The sequence below is a fragment of the Leeuwenhoekiella blandensis MED217 genome, from assembly GCF_000152985.1.
Classification (GTDB): domain Bacteria; phylum Bacteroidota; class Bacteroidia; order Flavobacteriales; family Flavobacteriaceae; genus Leeuwenhoekiella; species Leeuwenhoekiella blandensis.
The window spans coordinates 322,511-340,044 of the sequence record NZ_CH672395.1; the positions used below are offsets into that span (position 1 = coordinate 322,511).

Genomic DNA, 17,534 nt, shown 5'->3' on the forward strand with positions numbered 1-17,534 from the left:
CGTGCGTTTTTAAAATGTATTAAGTTTTAGTAACAGAAAATTTATAAACGGATGTGCTGGTAAAGGTTTCCCCGGGCTTCAATACAATACTCGGAAATTCCGGTTGATTGGGGGCATCGGGAAAATGCTGTGTTTCTAGAGCAAAAGCTGTTCTAAAGTCGTCTTTGGCTCCCGTTTTAAAGGTGTTTTTACTTTCCATAAAATTTCCGCTGTAAAACTGCAGGCCGGGTTCTTCGGTAAAGACCTCCATCACAATCCCGCTTTGATCTCCACTGATCTTCGCGGCAGGCTTTAAGGTTTCCCCAGTGGTATTGAGCACATAATTGTGGTCATAGCCTTTACCAAAGGTGAGTTGCTCATTGGCAGTTTCTATACGCTCCCCAATGCTATGCTCCTGAGTAAAATCAAAAGGCGTTCCTGCTACCGAGTCTAGCGTTCCGGTGGGGATCAATCCGCTGTCTACCGGCGTATATTGATCGGCGTTGATCACGAGGCTGTGGTTTAAAATACTTCCGCTGCCTTCCCCGTTCAGGTTGAAAAACGCGTGATTGGTAAGGTTTATCAGTGTTGTTTGATCGGTAGTCGCTTCATAGTCCATCTTGAGTTCGCGGTCTGCAGTCACGCTATAGGTCACTTTCACATCCACATTCCCAGGAAAGCCCATTTCCATATCCGGCGAGCGGTAGGTGAGCATCAGGGTGTGCGCATCGGGTTGGCGCGCATCCCACACTTTATACTGAAAACCCTGATCCCCACCGTGCAAGGCGTTATCGCCATTGTTTGTAGGCACTTGATATTCTTTGCCGTCCAGGGTGAATTTACCGTTGGCGATGCGGTTGCCCACACGCCCGATGGTCGCGCCAAAATACGGTTCGCTGGCATCGGCAAATTCCTGTACTCCGGCCATACCCACAACCACGTCGGTCATCTCACCATTCTTATTGGGCACCCAAAGGCCTACAATACGTCCGCCATAGTTGGTAAAGGCCACTTTAATGTCTTGATTTTCGATCCAGTACAAGTCGGTCTCCTTTCCGTCTATCGTCTGTTTAAAGGCGGAAGGATCTAAAAGAACCGCTTCAGAAGCTGCTGCTGTGGTTTCCTCTTCCGGCGCGTTGTTTACCATTTCTTTACAGGAATAAAAGCTTATGCCCAATGTGGTGATCAGGCATAAGCGGACGCATAATGTGGTTAGATTAATATGCATCGTTTAATTTTTTAATGAGGTCTACTTCGTCCTGACGATATGGTGTTCCGTCTTTTCTGAATACATCGTGAAACCATTCTACCGGCTCTTCCCCAGAGTCGATAGGCGTGTCCCAGGCATAGATCGTATTGGTTTTTCCGTTAACGAGTCCCCAGTTGATCGCACCAATATTGTTTTTGGCCAGCATAGGCAGGGTGGTAGAAAACCGACTGTCGTTAGTACGCGCCATATATTCGGTACAGATCATCGGGCGGTCGTGGGTTTTTAAGAGTTCGATCACGCGGCGGTGCATATCGGCACTTTCATAATCGTGGTAGGTGATGATGTCTGAGTGCTGCGCCTGAAAGGTGTTGAGCTCCTGGTAGCCCCAGCTCCATAGACCTGCAGAAAGCGGCTGGCTTGGGTTGATCTCCCGTGCCCAGGTGAATACGCTGGTGAGTAGCGGTAAGCTTTCGGTATTCTTGCCGTTGTTTCCGGGTTCATTATACAAGTCCCAAAACAAGATGCGGTCGTCGTCTTTAAAGGTTTTGATGATGTCTTGCACATAAGCCTTTAATTCGGGCGAGTTGGCCATCTCGTTAGAGGCAGGATATCCCGGGTCTTGCATCCAGCCGCTGTTGTGCGTTCCCGGTTTAGGAGCGCGCTGCTTTCCTATTTTAGGGTTGGCATCCCACACGTCGTCAAAGATCACAAAGATGGTTTTGATGTCGTGTTTATCGGCGATACTCAGGTAATCTGCCACACGCGCTTTAAAACCTGCTTTATCGGCCTTATAGGCCAGACTGTGCAGGTAGACACGCATCGTATTGAAGCCAATACCGGCGGCATAGCCCAGTTCACGGTCTATGGTCTCAGCATCATAAGTATCCTCCTGCCACATTTCTAATTGGTTAATGGCGGTACTCGGGATAAAATTGGCTCCGGTGATCCAGTCGTGCTCGGCATACCAGGCCTTTGCTTTTTCTTTAGACCATTTGTTGGCGTCAAGATTTGCCCCGCTCTGGCTAAAGCCAAAAAAACCAAGAGCGAGCGCAAATACTAAAAGTGTTTTTTTCATAATTGAGTTTGGTTACTGTTGTTATTCGTTTTCAGAAGGAATGGGTAAAATGACCGAAGTAGGTAAGGGCGTCCCTATAAAAGGCGTGCCGTCTTCTTGCCAGTAGAGGCGCTGCATACGCGGTGCACGTTTGTTACCGCAGCCTTCTCCGGGATTGGAATTGGCGTGGTATAAGATCCAGTCTTCTGTTCCGTCAGGAGATTTAAAAAAGGAATTATGTCCCGGCGCGTATACGCTGTTTTCAGGAGTTTGCTGAAAAATAGGTTCTTCTTTTTTGATCCAGGCCGAAGCATCCATCGGGTCTGTTCCTTCGAGGCTCAGCAAGCCCAAGGCATAAAAATCGGTCCAGCAGCCACTCGCAGAGAATACGATAAAGAGCTTACCGTCGTGTTCTAAGAATTGCGGACCTTCATTGACAAACACCTGCTCGGGGTTACCTGCCGTACCCAGATCGCCGTTACGCTCCCAGGGGTAAGTAGGCGAACTGATCTTCACCCGTTTTCCGGAGATGGTAAGCGGGTCGCTCATTTTAGCAATAAATAGATCCTGTTGCCCATTGGAATCTCCTTCCCAGCCAGACCAGGCCATATACAATTGGTTGTTGTATTCAAACACATTCCCGTCAATTGCCCATTTATCGGAGGGCGCAGCGAGTTTGCCTTTAAATTCCCATTGGTCATTGAGCGGATTGGCAGACGTGTTTTGCAGCACATACATGCGGTGGTTTTCATTGGTGCCGTTATCGGCAGCTACATATACATACCAGGTGTTGTTGATGTAATGAATCTCGGGCGCCCAGATGTTTTTGCTGTACTTGGTTCCTTGCGGAGGCGTCCAGATGGTTTTGGACTGTGCTTCACGCAGGTTGGCGAGATTCTTGGTTTTCCAGAGCACTACGCGGTTGCCCATGGTATGGGTGTAATAATAATACCCGTTTACATACACGCTAAACGGATCTGCACCTGAGTCTAACAACGGGTTTTGAAAGCTTTGTGCAGTAAGCGAGCTGCCCACACACAGGAGTGCGATGAGGTTAAAAAGAAAAAAACGAAGCTTAAGGAACTGAGTCATACCAAAGTCGAAAACGTTATAGAAGCGAAATTCAGCAAAGCCGATACAATTGTACCTGTTGGCTTAGCTCATTCTTTCAATAGATCGTTTCAAAATGCTGTTTTTGAGCAGTATTTGGAGGGTATGAAACAAATTGATGTGTTGTGGGATAAATCTTTTGATAAAAAAATACTGAACTGACAAAAGTCATAAAATAGGTTGCACTTGACTGGTACTTTTACCCTGTAATTTGATATTAATTAAATTTTTCAGGTATGACAACGCTATCAAAATTTCAGAACGACTTTACAAACAATATCATTGGCTATTCAGCTATAGGCATCATTCTAAGTACATGTTTAGGATCGGTTGCGATTATGACCACGTTGATGCATGGGCATACGTTACTACAAATGCTTTTTGTGATGATCACCGTTGTTTTTTGCAGTATGCATAATGCATCAATTCTTACAGTTCAAAAGCCGCAGTTAATTTTTAAACTGCTGATTGCAAGTACTGTGGTAAACACCTTGATCATTGTCGGAGGTATGCTTCTTTAAGGGCAGTAGATAACGTATTCAACGTTTTACAAGAACCTAAACCCGATTCTCAACCCTACTTCCGGAAACCTGTACAATGGGTTTCCGGGAGTTCTTTTGATTAGAAAAAATGACAACTCTAGTACGTAAATATAATGTTCCCGGCCCACGGTATACCAGCTATCCTACCGTGCCGTATTGGGATCAGGAAGCCTTTAGCCTTAAAGACTGGAAAGCCACCTTTAAAGCCAGTTTTTTAGAAAGCAATAAACGTGAGGGCATCAGCCTGTACATTCACTTACCCTTTTGTGAGTCGATGTGTACCTTTTGCGGCTGTACCAAACGCATTACCAAGAACCACAGTGTCGAAACGCCTTATATCGATGCGGTGTTAAAAGAGCTCGCACTGTACAGAAGCTTTGTAGGGGAGCGACCTGTAATTCAACAAGTGCATCTAGGTGGGGGCACCCCCACCTTTTTTTCAGAACACAACCTTGCCCGTCTCATCAATGGCATTTTTAAACATGCCGATAAAGCGCCGCAGTGCGAGATGAGTTTTGAGGGGCATCCTAACAATACCACGCTTGAGCATCTGGAGACTTTGGCTTCTTTTGGTTTTAAACGGGTGTGTTACGGGGTACAGGATTACAACGAGACCGTGCAGAAAGCCATCAATCGCATTCAGCCTTTTGCGCATGTACAACGCGCTACAGATCAGGCACGACAGGCGGGGTATACCTCAGTGGGACATGATATTATTTTCGGTTTGCCCTTTCAAAAACTGGAGCACGTAAAAAATACCATCGAGAAAACCATACAGCTCTTTCCAGATCGTATTGCGTTTTACAGCTATGCACACGTGCCGTGGATCAAAGGCAACGGGCAACGCGGATATGATGAAGCCAATTTGCCTACGGCGGAAGAAAAGCGCGAGCAGTATGAGGTAGGAAAACAGCTGCTTGCCGAAGCGGGATATGTAGAGATCGGGATGGATCACTTTGCCTTACCTACCGATGCGTTATTTCACGCGCAGCAGGAAGAGCGCATCCACCGCAACTTTATGGGCTATAATGCTTCAAAAACGCAGGTGATGCTGGGATTGGGCGTATCGGCCATAAGTGATAGCTGGTACAGTTTTGCACAAAACGTAAAAGGCATTAATGAATATTATCACCTGTTAGAAAATGACATTCTACCGGTGTTTAGAGGACATATTCTTACCGAAGAAGACTTAAAAATACGTCAACACATCCTTAACCTGATGTGTCATTTTAAAACCAGTTGGGAGACGCCGGCGCTTTATTTTGACGAATTGCCTGAGGTGTTGATCAAACTGAAAGAACTGGAAGCCGACGGACTGCTCATTTTTGAGCATAAAGGCTTACGAGTAACCGAAAAAGGAAAGCCGTTTGTGCGCAACGTGTGTTTGCCTTTTGATTTGCGTTTACAGCGTAACAAACCGGAAACCAAGCTTTTTTCGATGACCATTTGAGTCAGGCCAGGCTCATTTGATTTTTTTGATTGGTGAAAGCCTGCTCCTGTGACCGGAGCAGGCTTTTTTCTTTAATTGCTTTTGTTCATTTTTTCCATCGATGAAAAAACGAACCAAAAAAATCTAGGCTTATTTTTAGACCCTTGAAAACTACGCAAACGCCTTTGCCTGCGGATGGCAAACCGCTGCGCTAGGCCATCCTCCACTGCCCACCGCTGAGTCGCCCGCTTGTTTTACTACAGCTCTAAAAAGTAGGCCGGTGCTGACGTTGAAATAGAAATCAGATTTCAGAAGAGAGACAAAAGATGAATTACTCATACCTGTAGGGTTAAACGAATTCAAAATTCCCTCGGTTCAGAATAGGCGCAGGACGTTCCGAAGAACAGGAGCGATAGCGACGCGGAACGTACAAGACGGTTTTTGCGATAGCGAAAAAATTCCTAAGCGAGGGGGTCTTTTCTTTTGTTACTTTTCTTTGGACAAGCAAAGAAAAGTAAGGAGTCTAATGATGTGGAGGATTATACAAACCGACTTTAGAAGGTTCCTAACTTACTTAGCGTAATAAAGAAATAAGTTTAATGACAACTATGCGTTGCTGAGACTTCTGCTACAGCGACTTGATTGGAGGGTGAGATGTAGGGAATGCCCAGCCCGAGCCCGCGTAGGATAAACAGGCAGCCCATAAGCACTACGGCTACGGGAATGGCTTTAACCAGCAGCTGTTTGGTTTTTCCCTTTAAGAAATTACCAAGGTAAATGGCGGTGGTCATAAGCGGCAGGGTGCCTAATCCAAAAAACAGCATATAGACGCCGCCTTGTACACCACCACCGGAAGCGATGGCTCCAAAGATCGCCATATAGACCAAGCCACAGGGAAGGAGACCGTTTAAGAGGCCCAGCGTGAAAAAGGTAGACGCCTTCTTCTTTTTTAACTGAACGCCCAACGCGGTTTTGAGTCGGCTTACCAGGCGGTAAGCAGGTTTAGAAAAGCTGTAGGTTCCCATACGCTTGTGGGGTATGAGGATCACCAGGATCATCAAAACCCCAACAGCGATAGAGACTTGTTGTTGCAGGCCAAAAAGTTGGAGTCCACGACCCAGATAGCCCAATACCAATCCCAGCATCGCGTAGGTGAAGAGTCGGCCGCTGTGGTAACTCAGCACCTGAAAAAAGCGCTTAACGGGATTGTTGCGATCTACCGGCATGAGAAAGGCGATGGGGCCACACATACCTACGCAGTGAAAACTACCCAAAAGTCCAAAAAGTAATGCCGTCCAGATCATCGTTTAATAGGTTATGGCTTTCTCAAAGCGGTATTTTTTGCCTTGATACTCCCAGTTTACGGTAATGTTCCAGCGACCGTCAAGCAAGCGGCTGTCAGGTATGAGCAAAGTAGAATTTGACAAGGCTATCAACATGTCAAAATCAAGTTGCTTGCCAGACGGTCTGTATAGGAACACTTTTCCGGTTATTTCTTTAGGATCAAATGTTTCAGGAAACTGAAGCTCGTAACCGGCTTCGGTTTTTCTACCGGTCACCGGAGTTTCCAGCTGTGCCTCATTGGTAGCGGCATCAATAGTTTCCTGCAATTGCATTTCTTGTTTATAGTAATCTTCGGCCACCAGATCGTGGCTGTATTTATCGTCTGTGGTCATGGTGATCACAAAAAACATGATAAAGCCAATAAATAAGACCATACCAATGACCAGACCGGTTCCCCAATTGATTTTCATACTGCTAATTTTATAGTTGATGTGTAAGCGACCCCGTGTGGGTTAGGCATATTTTTCTGCCAGTTCTTCCTGACTCAAGGCTTTGCGTTCTTCGGCTTCCTTAAGCAAGCGCACTTTACAATTGTGATTTTGTCCCGGGTAGCCGTTTTTGCATCCTAAGCAGCAGTTTTGGTTCGATTTTGTACTCATAGTTCTAATTATTTATAACTGCGGGGTCCTAAAAACACCGTAGTTGTGGTTTCAATAAGTTGGTCTTCACTATAGACCCCTATTTTCAGTTTTTCCTTTTCGTCTTCGAGTTCGTGACTGTCTACTTCTATAAACAGCGTTCCTTCGGCAAGGCCTTGCTCAGGCACTTGAATGCGATCGTGTGACACGACGCGTATGATTCCTTTATGAGAGATCAATTCAAAATGCACTTCAGGAATCTCTTTGGTGGTTTTATTGATGAGTTTGTAGGTATACACATTGCTGATGATGTCTTCGCCTTTATGCTCATACAATTGCCCCGGAAGTCGCAATACGGTTGCTTCAACATCATTGCGCAAAAACAGCATTCCTGTAAGTACGCCCAGCAGGATCACCAGCACAGCGGTATAGCCTTTTAATCGGGCATTGAAGGTGAACTTAGCCTTCTTCTCAATATTTTCTTCACTCGCATAACGAATGAGATCTTTAGGCAGATTCACTGCTGCCATCATCTGGTTACACGCATCGATACAAGCGGTACAATTTACACACTCCAGCTGGGTGCCGTTGCGAATATCGATACCCGTAGGACATACCTGCACGCACTGTGCACAGTCGATACAATCCCCTTTTCCGGTTGCAGCGCGATCTTCAGACTTTTTAAATTTGGCTCTGCCGGCTTCTTTTTCTCCGCGCTTGTGGTCATAGGCCACAACGATCGATTTGTTGTCGAGCAGTACGCCTTGGAGCCTTCCGTAGGGACAAACGATGATACACACCTGTTCTCTAAACCAGGCAAACACAAAGTAGAATACACTGGTAAAGATGAGCAGCGAGATCAAAGTACCCACGTGATTGGCCGGCCCGTCTGTGATGTACTCAATAAGACGATCACTACCTATGAGATACGCAAGAAACACATTGGCAATAAGAAAGGAGATCACAAAAAAGATGCTCCATTTAATACTACGTTTTCTTAGTTTCTCTGCATTCCATGGCATCTTGTCCAGACGCATTTGTTTCCCGCGATCGCCTTCGATCCAGTATTCAATTCTGCGGAAGACCATCTCCATAAAAATAGTCTGTGGACAAATCCACCCACAAAAAAGCCTTCCGAAAGCGACCGTAAAGAGTACCACAAAGACGACGCCCGTGATCATAATGATCACAAACAGGTGAAAGTCTTGCGGCCAAAAAGGAAACCCAAAAATATTAAAGCGGCGTTCCAGCACATTGAACATCAAAAACTGATTGCCATTGATGTGAATAAAAGGTGCGCCAAATAAAAAGATCAAGAGCACATAGCTCACCAGCTTGCGGTACTCATAGAGCTTACCCACCGGTTTTTTAGGATACACCCACGAGCGTTTTCCTTCCTCGTTGATGGTTCCTATACTGTCTCTAAAATGTTCTTGATCCTGAGAAGCCATGGCTTATTCTTTAGTCTGAATGATATCTCCGGTTACCGCTTCTGTTTCTAATAACACTTCGATCTGTGTTGAGTCTTGCGTTACCTGAGCTTCTCCAATTGGAGCGTTCTCATCAACCCAAAGGTCACCCTGAGGCTCTTTAGCATCTGCGGGATTGGTACCGTGCAGACTCAATACATAACTGGCAACCTGAGCGATCTCACTGGGTTTCAAGTCGGTTTTCCAGGCGATCATCCCTTTACCGGCACGACCTCCTTCAGAAATGGTATGGAATACATTTTTGATGCCTCCACCTAAGATCCAGTAATCGTCGGTAAGGTTAGGGCCGATACCACCGCCACCGCCGGCTTTATGACATGCCACACAATTACCGCTGAAGATATTCTCCCCGGCTTTGATGTCTGAAGCATCGGTAAGCAATTCTACTGTGTTCTCATCTACAAGATCTTTTGCGGTTTTCTTGTACTCTTCGATCTCTATTTTTGCCTGAGCCACTGCTTGCTCATACTCGTCGATCTGGTTGTCGCCGCCCAGCACTTCAAAACGAATGAGGTAAATGGCCGCAAATAGTATGGTAGCGTAGAACCCGTATACCCACCACGGCGGAAGGTTATTGTCAAGTTCCTTGATGCCATCGTAGTTGTGGTCTAGGATGATCTCGTCTTCTTCTTCAATAGCTTTTACTCGGGTGAGTTTAGCATAAAGACCTTTTAACCAGGCGGTACGTTGTTCTTTTTTTGCAGCAACTTCTGCCTGATATTGTGCTTGAGCTTCCGGCTTTAGGGTTTTAAAGAGTACAGCGCGTAGGCTTTCTATACAGATCTCAAAAGCGATGTACATAAAAACCAGCACGGCATAAATGGCCCACAACCAGTTTTGTGTGGTGAATACCGAAGCTTCGTCTTCGGGCGTTCCTACATAATTTAAAAAGAGGTAGGCAAAGCCGGCAAAAACCAGAATGCGTATAAGTGATGCGATACTTCTCATGAGTGTTCAGATTTTAGTTGGTCGTCTAACGGAATGTTACTCACTTCGTTGATGTGCTCTTTTTTTGCGGTAAATACCCATAAGAAGAGCGCTACAAAAAAGAGGAAAAAGATGAGTAGGGAGATGATGGGGTAGATGCTTACCCCATCAATATTTTCTAGATTCTGTTTTACAAATTTCAACATGGCTATTCGGTTTTAGCAGCGCTTACTTCAGGGCTGTTTTTAATTTTAATATCGGTTCCTAAGCGTTGTAGATACGCGATAAGGGCAACGATCTCCCGGTTGCGCATTTCTACGAAATCTTCACCGTTTTCTTGCGCATACTTTTTATCAGACTCGTAGGTGTCTGCAAAATCAGGATCGGTATAGAGGTTTTGCTCTATTTGGGTTCCCTGCTCCAGCATCCACTGTTGTGCGCGTTCGATATCTTCAACTGTATACGGCACGCCCAGTTTTTGCATTGCTCTCATCTTATCTTCGGTCTTCGACTTGTCTAGTTCGCTACGTATCAACCAACTGTAAGAAGGCATTATCGAACCGGATGAGGTACTCTGCGGATCGTACATATGATTAAGGTGCCAGTTGTCTGAGTACTTTCCACCTACGCGTAACAGGTCGGGGCCGGTACGTTTACTACCCCATAAGAAGGGATGGTCATAAACATATTCTCCTGATTTGGAATACTCGCCATAACGCTCTACTTCACTGCGGAACGGTCTGATCATTTGTGAGTGACACGACACACAACCTTCTCTGATGTAAAGGTCACGACCTTCTAATTCAAGCGGGGTATACGGTTTTACGGTGGAAATTACCGGTACATAATCGTCAACGATCAAGGATGGAATGATCTGAACCATACCTCCGATCAAAATAGCGATGGTTGCAAAAATGGTAAGTTTTACCGGGCGACGCTCTAACCAGGTATGATAGCCTTCTTTTGCGGTACGCTTGCTGGTCACGCGTTGTAGCGGTGCAGCTTCAGCAAGTTCGTCGGTTACTTTGCTTCCGCTTTTTACGGTTTTAAATACGTTGTACAGCATTACAAATGCACCCAGAATATACAAGCTACCTCCTATGGCACGCATCCAGTACATTGGGATGATCTCGGTTAAGGTTTCCAGGAAGTTTCCGTAGGTAAGCGTTCCGTCAGGATTGAATTGTTTCCACATAGATGCCTGTACAAATCCTGCAACATACATCGGTAGCGCGTACATAATGATCCCTAAAGTTCCTACCCAGAAATGCACGTTAGCCAGTTTGGTAGACCAGAGTTTGGTTTTAAACAGACGAGGTACTAACCAGTATACCATACCAAAGGTTAGGAAACCATTCCACGCCAAAGCACCTACGTGTACGTGGGCGATCACCCAGTCGCTAAAGTGTGCGATCGCGTTTACGTTTTTAAGTGAGAGCATTGGCCCTTCAAAAGTGGCCATCCCATACCCGGTAATGGCAACTACCATAAACTTCAAAACAGGATCGGTACGCACTTTATCCCAAGCACCACGCAGGGTTAAGAGTCCGTTGATCATTCCACCCCAAGACGGTGCGATCAACATTACTGAGAACGCTACCCCAAGGTTTTGTGCCCAGTCGGGTAATGCAGAATACAATAAGTGGTGTGGTCCTGCCCAGATATAGATAAAGATGAGCGACCAGAAATGCACGATAGAAAGACGATACGAATATACCGGGCGGTTTGCCGCTTTAGGCACAAAGTAATACATCAAGCCTAAAAACGGAGTCGTTAAAAAGAAGGCTACCGCGTTGTGGCCATACCACCATTGTACCAGTGCATCTTGTACACCTGCATATACCGAGTAACTTTTAAGAGCGCTTACCGGGATCTCGATGCTGTTTACAATGTGTAGCACCGCTACGGTAACAAAGGTTCCTAAATAAAACCAGATCGCAACATACAGGTGACGCTGTCTACGTTTTAAGATCGTACCGATAAGGTTGGCACCAAAGGCCACCCATACCAAGGCGATGGCGATATCAAAAGGCCACTCGAGTTCTGCATATTCTTTTGAAGTAGTATAGCCTAACGGAAGCGTAAGCGCAGCACCTACAATGATGAGCTGCCAGCCCCAGAAGTTAAAGTTACTCAGCCAGTCTTGCCACATACGTGCTTTAAGCAGGCGTTGAGTCGAGTAGTAGACTCCGGCAAAAATGGCATTTCCTACAAAGGCAAAGATCACGGCATTAGTATGCAAGGGACGTAGGCGCCCAAAGCTGAGCCACGAGATGCCATCTGTAAGGTTGGGAAATAAAAACATAAAGGCGAGCAGTAGTCCTACGCTCATACCAATGATCCCCCAGAAGATGGTGGCATTGATAAACTTTCTTACGATCTTGTTATCGTAATAAAACTGTTCTGTTTGCATAATTACTTCAGTTTGCGATTAGCGTTGTTTTGGGTTTTGGATTGTGGTGTAGCTTTTGAAGTTTTAGAAGCACCTTTTACGAGTTCGTCTTCAAAAAGCATACGTACAGATGGGGTATAGGTGTCATCGTACTGTCCCTGTCTTACCGAGAGAATAAAGGCCACAAAAAAGACCACAGCTACAACCACGCTTATCGCGAGAAGCATATAAATGATACTCATACCTACCTGATTTTATACGGTAAAATTACCGGTGTATGTTTGTTTAAAAGATGACATAAATCAGCTTTTGAAATTATTTTGATTTTTTATTGGCATCGACAAATGATTCAATATCAGAGTCTTGCCTTGATCTAGTTTACCTGGCGCTGAAGGCTGCGACCATAATAGTAAGTGGCCAGCGTTGTAAACACCACAATACTTATCGAGCTCAGCGGCATGAGAATGGCTGCGTACACCGGTTTTAGATTACCTGTGATCGCCAGAACCAGTCCTACCAGATTGTAGAGCAATGAGAATACAAAACTCCATTTGATGATGCGTTTTCCTTGTTTTGCCAGTTGTATAAATGCGGGAAGATCTTTAAAGCGCGAAGCGTCAAGAATCCCGTCACAGGCAGGTGAAAACACATTGATATTCTCTGAAATGGCGATGCCCACGTCGCTTTGCGCCAGCGCTCCGCTGTCGTTGAGACCGTCACCTATCATTAAAACCTTTTTACCTTGTTGCTGTAGGTTTTTGATGAAATTGAGCTTGTCGTCTGGCTGTTGCTCAAAGTGCATCTCTACTTCCTGTGTGAGGAGTGCATTTAGATTTTGGCGTTCGGCATCATTATCTCCAGAAAGAATGATGAGTTTAGCCTGTTGCTGTAAGGCAGTAAAGACCTCTTTTAAGCTTTTTCTGAAGCGGTTGTAAAACACATAACAACCTTTGTAAGCAGCATTAGTACTGATGTGAACCGCGGTGCGTTTTCCATTCTTAAAAACCCATCCGGCGTTCTTGCCGCCCACAAAATCATACGAACCTATTTTGACGCTGTTTTGATTTGCAGTGCCATAGATACCGTGTCCTACTTCCTCTTCAAACTCATCAAGCGTTTGAATGTCGTGATTCTGAAGGATTGCATATAAGCTGCGACTCAGTGGGTGGTTTGAAGCTCTTAGCGTACTAGTGACCAGCGACTCTTCATCTTCGGTTAAGGCCAAGCCTTCATAACGAATGGCTGTTTCTGAGGCTGTGGTAAGCGTACCCGTCTTGTCAAATACAATATGGTCTACATCTGCAAGTTGCTCAAGGATGGCTGCATCTTTAAGGTATAATTTGTGTTTGCCGGTGATGCGTAATAAGTTACCCAGCGTAAAAGGTGCCGAAAGTGCCAAGGCACACGGGCAAGCCACAATGAGTATCGCGGTAAACACATTAAGGGCCATAGCCGGGTTGTAAACCAACCAGAACAGGCCGGCTATCGTAGCAATACTGAGCACGCCCCAGGTAAAATGTTTACTTATTCGCGCAGTAAGGCTGTTGAGGTGGGTTTGCTTCTCTTTTTTAAAGGCCTCGTTGCTCCATAATTGGGTGAGGTAACTTTGTTCTACCGCTTTGGTGACGCGCAATTCGATAATGCCGCCCTGTTGTCTTCCGCCGGCAAAAAGCGTGTCTCCGGCATTTTTAGCAACGGGTTCGGCCTCACCGGTAACGAAGCTGTAGTCCAGCAATCCCTCTCCTTTTAAAAGAATGCCATCTACAGGCAAGAGTTCGCCATTACGAATGAGAATACGGTCGTCCGGTTGCAGTTCGTACACCGGTACTTGCTGCTCCAGATATCTGTTTTTAAAATGCTTTGCCGGTTCCAGACGGGTGACGGCAATAGGGAAATAGGATTTGTAATCCCGTTCAAAAGACAAAAACGCATAGGTTTTTTGCTGAAAGAACTTTCCAAGTAATAAAAAGAATACCAGACCGGCGAGACTGTCAAAAAAGCCTGTTCCGGTTTGAGTGATCACCTCGGCGCACGAGCGTACAAAGAGAACCAGAATACCCAATGCGATGGGAACATCGATGTTAAGCAGTTTTGAGCGTATTGATTTATACGCAGAGCGGAAGTAATCCTGAGCAGAATACACCACCACAGGAATCGAGAACGCCAGCATTAAACCTCTAAAAAGATGCTTGTATTGATCGAGCCAGAATTCTTCAACCTCAAAATATTCAGGAAAGGACAAGAACATGATATTGCCAAAGGCAAAGCCGGCAACGCCCAGTTTATAAATGAGTGAACGGTCTGTTTTCTTTTCCTTTTTATTGAAATCCTCAAGAGAAATTGCAGGTTCGTAGCCCAGCATACACAGCAATTCTACTACTTGTTTTAGCGAGAGTACCGAGGCATCATAGGTGATGCGTATGCTTTTTTCCGGGAAATTGACCTGCGTACTTTTTATCGCAGCGTTAAGTTTGTTGAGGTTTTCTAACACCCAAATGCAGGAGCTGCAATGAATGGCAGGGATCGTAAATGAAACGATCTGTGTGTTTTGCTCGTTAAACTCCAGAAGTTTATCAAGAATGGTTTCATTGGTGAGGAAGTCAAACTTGCCTTGCACCGCTTTAGGTGAGATCCCGGGGTTTTGGTCGAGGTTGTAATAGTATTCCAGATCATTCTCGTGAAGAATGTCGTATACCGTTTTACAGCCGTTACAGCAAAACATCTTGTCCTGATGCTTTATGCTGTCGCTTAAACACGGGTCACCACAATGATAGCAGTTTTCCATTTTAATCTAATTTGCTCAAATACCTGATACAAAGGACTAAAAGATCCTAAGGTTAAAAGATGACTTTTGTCAGTTCTCAAAAAAAATGTGTTAATTTTGAAGTATGGCAGCACACGAACAAACCCGATGCGAAAACTGTATCATTAGAGAGCTCAATTCCCTCAGAGCCCTTAAAAAGGAGGAGCTCAAAGCCATTTCTGATAGTAAAGAGATGCGTGTGATCAAAAAAGGGGAACCTCTTTTTAAGGAAGGAGAGAAGCTGGGAGGTGTGTATTGCGTGCGTAATGGGGTTTCTAAACTCTCTAAAATAAGCGATAACGGTAAGGATCAAATTGTCAAGATCGCTTCAAAAGGAGAAGTCATGGGGCAGCGCTCGGTTATCGCTGAGCAAACTACCAATCTTAGTGCTGTAGCACTTAATGATATGGAAGTGTGTTTTATTCCTAAACATAACATTACAGCGGGTATTCAAGATAACCCTGAGTTTACACAAGCGGTTTTAAAATATATGGCGCAGGAGCTCAAAGTGGCAGATGACGTTATAGTGAATATGTCGCAGAAAACGGTAAACCAAAGACTTGCAGAAACCCTGTTGTATATTGAGAATAATTTTGGCCTGGATGCAGAAGGCTACCTCGCGCTTATTTTATCACGGTCAGATATTGCAGATGTCGTGGGTACGGCAACCGAACTTTGCATACGTACACTTGCCAAATTTAAAAAGGAAGAACTCATTGAGACCAAAGGAAAGCGCATCAAGCTCATCGACAAAAAAGGCTTGAACCAACTCAAGAACGGTTTTTAAAATACTTTGGGGGTCCAGCCTTCTAAAATGAATTTTGGGTTTTGGTAATCTGTGATCAATTGTTGGTCTTCGGGTAGTTGAAGCTGTTTAGCATAGGCAGCCCGTTGAGAAACGTCAGCTTCAGTAGAATCTTTAAGTTTACGGCTCTTATATTCCCAATAATGCAGTTGGTCTTTTGCTTCACCCACTGCACCCCATCCTTCAGGAATGATATTGTCTAAATAACAGTTGATCAAAACCGCTTCTGCATTGGGATAGTTGTAGCCTTTATTGTCAGGTGCACGGGCGATTTCACTTCCGTTAGTGCGCGTTCCCGTAAAACTGCAATTGACAAAAACATTACCGTGATTTTCTTCAGTATTTCTTACCCACATAAACGGGCCGGGCGAGTAGAACTCACAAGACTTGAAAAATGCGGGTCCACGTCCCAGGATCATATCTCCGCCACCATCTATGGTGACATTTTCAAAATAGGCAGGACCGTTGGTTTGCAAGGCATCACCATCCCCAACGATAGAGACATCTTTAACCAGTATTTTGTCGCCGTTGATGAGGAGTCCTTCGGCCTGTCCTTTTAATAGCGTTTTAATCGTGAGGTTATGCAATTGAATGTTCTCGCAGTTATCAATTGCAAAAGCCGCTCTACGTGAAGGGAAGGTTCCCGGCCATTCATTGGTTTTTACATACTCCGGGTGTGGATTAAAAACTTCATTATTGGCATATTGGATAATGGTGTTTTTTTGATCTGCGCCGCTTATGCTGATATTGGTCTTGTTCCTAAAATAGATCAGGTCTTCATATATCCCTTCCTTTACAAAGATCTTAATCGAATCTTGATGAAAGTCCGGAATAAAATCAACAGCGCCCTGCAAGGTATTGAAGTCGCCCGTCCCTTTATGGTCTACCACCAGACGCTTAGTAGACAAATCAGGTTTTTGGGTTTTGGTGGTAAAGGTCCATTGGTTTTTATCATAAACGCCTTTAAAGGGTTTACCGCTGCTTTTTAAAACGGTGCTGTCTACCAAAACATAATAGGACGTATCATACTCCAGCAAATTATGGTGCAGGTTAATGATGGCAGTGGTGTCGTGAATGATTATGGGATAAAAATGAAACGCGTCGGTAAAACCGCCTATGATGGTAAGTTGGTACTCATCAGAATTTGGAGCAGCGGTGCCTGATGGAGTGCCGGGTTTGGTATTGGCATTGGTAGCCGTAGCGGGAGCATATTGATACGGGGTTTGCGTGTAGGTAGCTTCCGGATTTTTGCGAGGCTCGGTCGGGCCCGGTGGAATACTCAAGTCGAGCACATCGACTAAGGTATCGGTTTCCTGCTCATAGATACGAATGCGTCCCGAAGTACCAATTTCTGGTTTGGTATCAAAGGTGATTTTTAGATGGGTGTCTACGTTTACAGCTTTTTGCTCAGGTTGGGGGTAGAGCTGCAAAGCTGCTGAATCTTTGGGTTTACACGCATAAAAAACACTTAGAATAACGAAGCTGAAGAAGAACAATCGGACGGTTTGCTGAATCATAGTAGTGTAAGGTTAGCTGCAACGAGACGCCCTATTTTAAATCATCTGCCTGGGCGTAAAGCGCCACTAAAATATCACTTTTGGTTAAAAACAACTAATAATCAGCGCTTTGTATTTTAAAAAAATGGGTTAGGGGCATGGCAGTTATTCTAGCTACTGTTAGGCAATCTTAATGCCCAAGAGATTATTTAAAGGTTGTTTTAATGTAAACTAAAACTTACTCTTTGGTCGGTTTGTGTTAATAAGCTTGAGGTAATCTTTTGATTGTACTTGATACAGGTTTTGAAGTGCTTTTATAGATTTTTTAAGAAAAGCCCATTCTTATTATAGGTTTTTAGAAATAAGCGGGTGTAA

General features: G+C 44.8%; 16 protein-coding genes. 3 read left to right on the plus strand and 13 right to left on the minus strand.

The window, feature by feature from the left end:
* Positions 1 to 19: 19 nt before the first annotated feature.
* The 3 genes from MED217_RS01425 to MED217_RS01435 are packed head-to-tail and all read right to left on the minus strand — an operon-like array spanning position 20 to position 3,335.
* Entirely contained in the window at positions 20 to 1,207 is a 1,188-nt protein-coding gene (locus tag MED217_RS01425; RefSeq protein WP_230199224.1) for an aldose epimerase family protein, read from the minus strand.
* A complete protein-coding gene (locus MED217_RS01430; RefSeq protein ID WP_009778688.1) occupies positions 1,197 to 2,264 on the minus strand; it encodes a cellulase family glycosylhydrolase in 1,068 nt (355 codons plus the stop codon). Before MED217_RS01430 ends, MED217_RS01425 begins: the two co-directional genes overlap by 11 nt.
* 21 nt (positions 2,265 to 2,285) lie before the next feature.
* The gene (locus MED217_RS01435) at positions 2,286 to 3,335 is read right to left on the minus strand and encodes a glycoside hydrolase family 43 protein (RefSeq protein WP_040532498.1); all 1,050 of its coding nucleotides are present in this window, start codon (positions 3,333 to 3,335) and stop codon (positions 2,286 to 2,288) included.
* Between the two features lie 254 nt (positions 3,336 to 3,589).
* On the opposite strand from MED217_RS01435, the gene MED217_RS01440 reads away from it, so the two are divergent.
* Positions 3,590 to 3,874 (plus strand): hypothetical protein, encoded by a 285-nt coding sequence (locus MED217_RS01440; protein ID WP_009778691.1) that lies wholly within the window; start codon positions 3,590 to 3,592, stop codon positions 3,872 to 3,874.
* Positions 3,875 to 3,983: 109 nt separating this feature from the next.
* The gene (gene hemN, locus MED217_RS01445) at positions 3,984 to 5,345 is read left to right on the plus strand and encodes an oxygen-independent coproporphyrinogen III oxidase (protein WP_009778692.1); all 1,362 of its coding nucleotides are present in this window, start codon (positions 3,984 to 3,986) and stop codon (positions 5,343 to 5,345) included.
* Between the two features lie 575 nt (positions 5,346 to 5,920).
* On the opposite strand, the gene MED217_RS01450 is transcribed toward hemN, so the two are convergent.
* The 9 genes from MED217_RS01450 to MED217_RS01485 form a co-directional block, all read right to left on the minus strand.
* Entirely contained in the window at positions 5,921 to 6,628 is a 708-nt protein-coding gene (locus MED217_RS01450) for a sulfite exporter TauE/SafE family protein (RefSeq protein ID WP_009778693.1), read from the minus strand.
* Positions 6,629 to 6,631: 3 nt separating this feature from the next.
* Complete coding sequence (locus tag MED217_RS01455; protein WP_009778694.1) at positions 6,632 to 7,078, minus strand: FixH family protein; 447 nt, start codon at positions 7,076 to 7,078, stop codon at positions 6,632 to 6,634.
* A gap of 42 nt (positions 7,079 to 7,120) precedes the next feature.
* The gene (locus tag MED217_RS19085) at positions 7,121 to 7,267 is read right to left on the minus strand and encodes a hypothetical protein (protein ID WP_009778695.1); all 147 of its coding nucleotides are present in this window, start codon (positions 7,265 to 7,267) and stop codon (positions 7,121 to 7,123) included.
* Between the two features lie 8 nt (positions 7,268 to 7,275).
* Positions 7,276 to 8,697, minus strand: a complete 1,422-nt coding sequence (ccoG, locus tag MED217_RS01460; RefSeq protein ID WP_009778696.1) for a cytochrome c oxidase accessory protein CcoG — start codon at positions 8,695 to 8,697, stop codon at positions 7,276 to 7,278.
* Between the two features lie 3 nt (positions 8,698 to 8,700).
* Positions 8,701 to 9,684 (minus strand): cbb3-type cytochrome c oxidase N-terminal domain-containing protein, encoded by a 984-nt coding sequence (locus MED217_RS01465; protein ID WP_009778697.1) that lies wholly within the window; start codon positions 9,682 to 9,684, stop codon positions 8,701 to 8,703.
* Positions 9,681 to 9,869: a CcoQ/FixQ family Cbb3-type cytochrome c oxidase assembly chaperone gene (locus MED217_RS01470; protein ID WP_009778698.1), complete on the minus strand. Its 189-nt coding sequence runs from the start codon at positions 9,867 to 9,869 to the stop codon at positions 9,681 to 9,683. Before MED217_RS01470 ends, MED217_RS01465 begins: the two co-directional genes overlap by 4 nt.
* 2 nt (positions 9,870 to 9,871) lie before the next feature.
* Positions 9,872 to 12,076 (minus strand): cytochrome-c oxidase, cbb3-type subunit I, encoded by a 2,205-nt coding sequence (gene ccoN, locus MED217_RS01475; RefSeq protein ID WP_009778699.1) that lies wholly within the window; start codon positions 12,074 to 12,076, stop codon positions 9,872 to 9,874.
* Between the two features lie 2 nt (positions 12,077 to 12,078).
* Positions 12,079 to 12,297 (minus strand): cbb3-type cytochrome oxidase assembly protein CcoS, encoded by a 219-nt coding sequence (gene ccoS, locus MED217_RS01480; protein ID WP_009778700.1) that lies wholly within the window; start codon positions 12,295 to 12,297, stop codon positions 12,079 to 12,081.
* A gap of 131 nt (positions 12,298 to 12,428) precedes the next feature.
* Positions 12,429 to 14,840: a heavy metal translocating P-type ATPase gene (locus MED217_RS01485; protein WP_040532499.1), complete on the minus strand. Its 2,412-nt coding sequence runs from the start codon at positions 14,838 to 14,840 to the stop codon at positions 12,429 to 12,431.
* Positions 14,841 to 14,943: 103 nt separating this feature from the next.
* Between MED217_RS01485 and MED217_RS01490 the strand changes: the two genes are divergently transcribed.
* Complete coding sequence (locus MED217_RS01490) at positions 14,944 to 15,645, plus strand: Crp/Fnr family transcriptional regulator (RefSeq protein ID WP_009778702.1); 702 nt, start codon at positions 14,944 to 14,946, stop codon at positions 15,643 to 15,645.
* On the opposite strand, the gene MED217_RS01495 is transcribed toward MED217_RS01490, so the two are convergent.
* Positions 15,642 to 17,180, minus strand: coding sequence for a pectinesterase family protein (locus MED217_RS01495; protein WP_009778703.1), 1,539 nt, complete (start codon positions 17,178 to 17,180; stop codon positions 15,642 to 15,644). The genes MED217_RS01490 and MED217_RS01495 overlap by 4 nt on opposite strands.
* Positions 17,181 to 17,534 lie beyond the last annotated feature (354 nt).

Bases quoted from the DNA above. Each gene is read 5' to 3' on its own strand.
- MED217_RS01450 (WP_009778693.1), bottom strand. From the start codon at position 6,628: ATGATCTGGACGGCATTACTTTTTGGACTTTTGGGTAGTTTTCACTGC.
- ccoN (WP_009778699.1), bottom strand. From the start codon at position 12,076: ATGCAAACAGAACAGTTTTATTACGATAACAAGATCGTAAGAAAGTTT.
- ccoS (WP_009778700.1), bottom strand. From the start codon at position 12,297: ATGAGTATCATTTATATGCTTCTCGCGATAAGCGTGGTTGTAGCTGTG.
- MED217_RS01435 (WP_040532498.1), bottom strand. From the start codon at position 3,335: ATGACTCAGTTCCTTAAGCTTCGTTTTTTTCTTTTTAACCTCATCGCA.
- MED217_RS01455 (WP_009778694.1), bottom strand. From the start codon at position 7,078: ATGAAAATCAATTGGGGAACCGGTCTGGTCATTGGTATGGTCTTATTT.
- MED217_RS01495 (WP_009778703.1), bottom strand. From the start codon at position 17,180: ATGATTCAGCAAACCGTCCGATTGTTCTTCTTCAGCTTCGTTATTCTA.
- ccoG (WP_009778696.1), bottom strand. From the start codon at position 8,697: ATGGCTTCTCAGGATCAAGAACATTTTAGAGACAGTATAGGAACCATC.
- MED217_RS01465 (WP_009778697.1), bottom strand. From the start codon at position 9,684: ATGAGAAGTATCGCATCACTTATACGCATTCTGGTTTTTGCCGGCTTT.
- hemN (WP_009778692.1), top strand. From the start codon at position 3,984: ATGACAACTCTAGTACGTAAATATAATGTTCCCGGCCCACGGTATACC.
- MED217_RS19085 (WP_009778695.1), bottom strand. From the start codon at position 7,267: ATGAGTACAAAATCGAACCAAAACTGCTGCTTAGGATGCAAAAACGGC.
- MED217_RS01425 (WP_230199224.1), bottom strand. From the start codon at position 1,207: ATGCATATTAATCTAACCACATTATGCGTCCGCTTATGCCTGATCACC.
- MED217_RS01440 (WP_009778691.1), top strand. From the start codon at position 3,590: ATGACAACGCTATCAAAATTTCAGAACGACTTTACAAACAATATCATT.
- MED217_RS01485 (WP_040532499.1), bottom strand. From the start codon at position 14,840: ATGGAAAACTGCTATCATTGTGGTGACCCGTGTTTAAGCGACAGCATA.
- MED217_RS01470 (WP_009778698.1), bottom strand. From the start codon at position 9,869: ATGTTGAAATTTGTAAAACAGAATCTAGAAAATATTGATGGGGTAAGC.
- MED217_RS01490 (WP_009778702.1), top strand. From the start codon at position 14,944: ATGGCAGCACACGAACAAACCCGATGCGAAAACTGTATCATTAGAGAG.
- MED217_RS01430 (WP_009778688.1), bottom strand. From the start codon at position 2,264: ATGAAAAAAACACTTTTAGTATTTGCGCTCGCTCTTGGTTTTTTTGGC.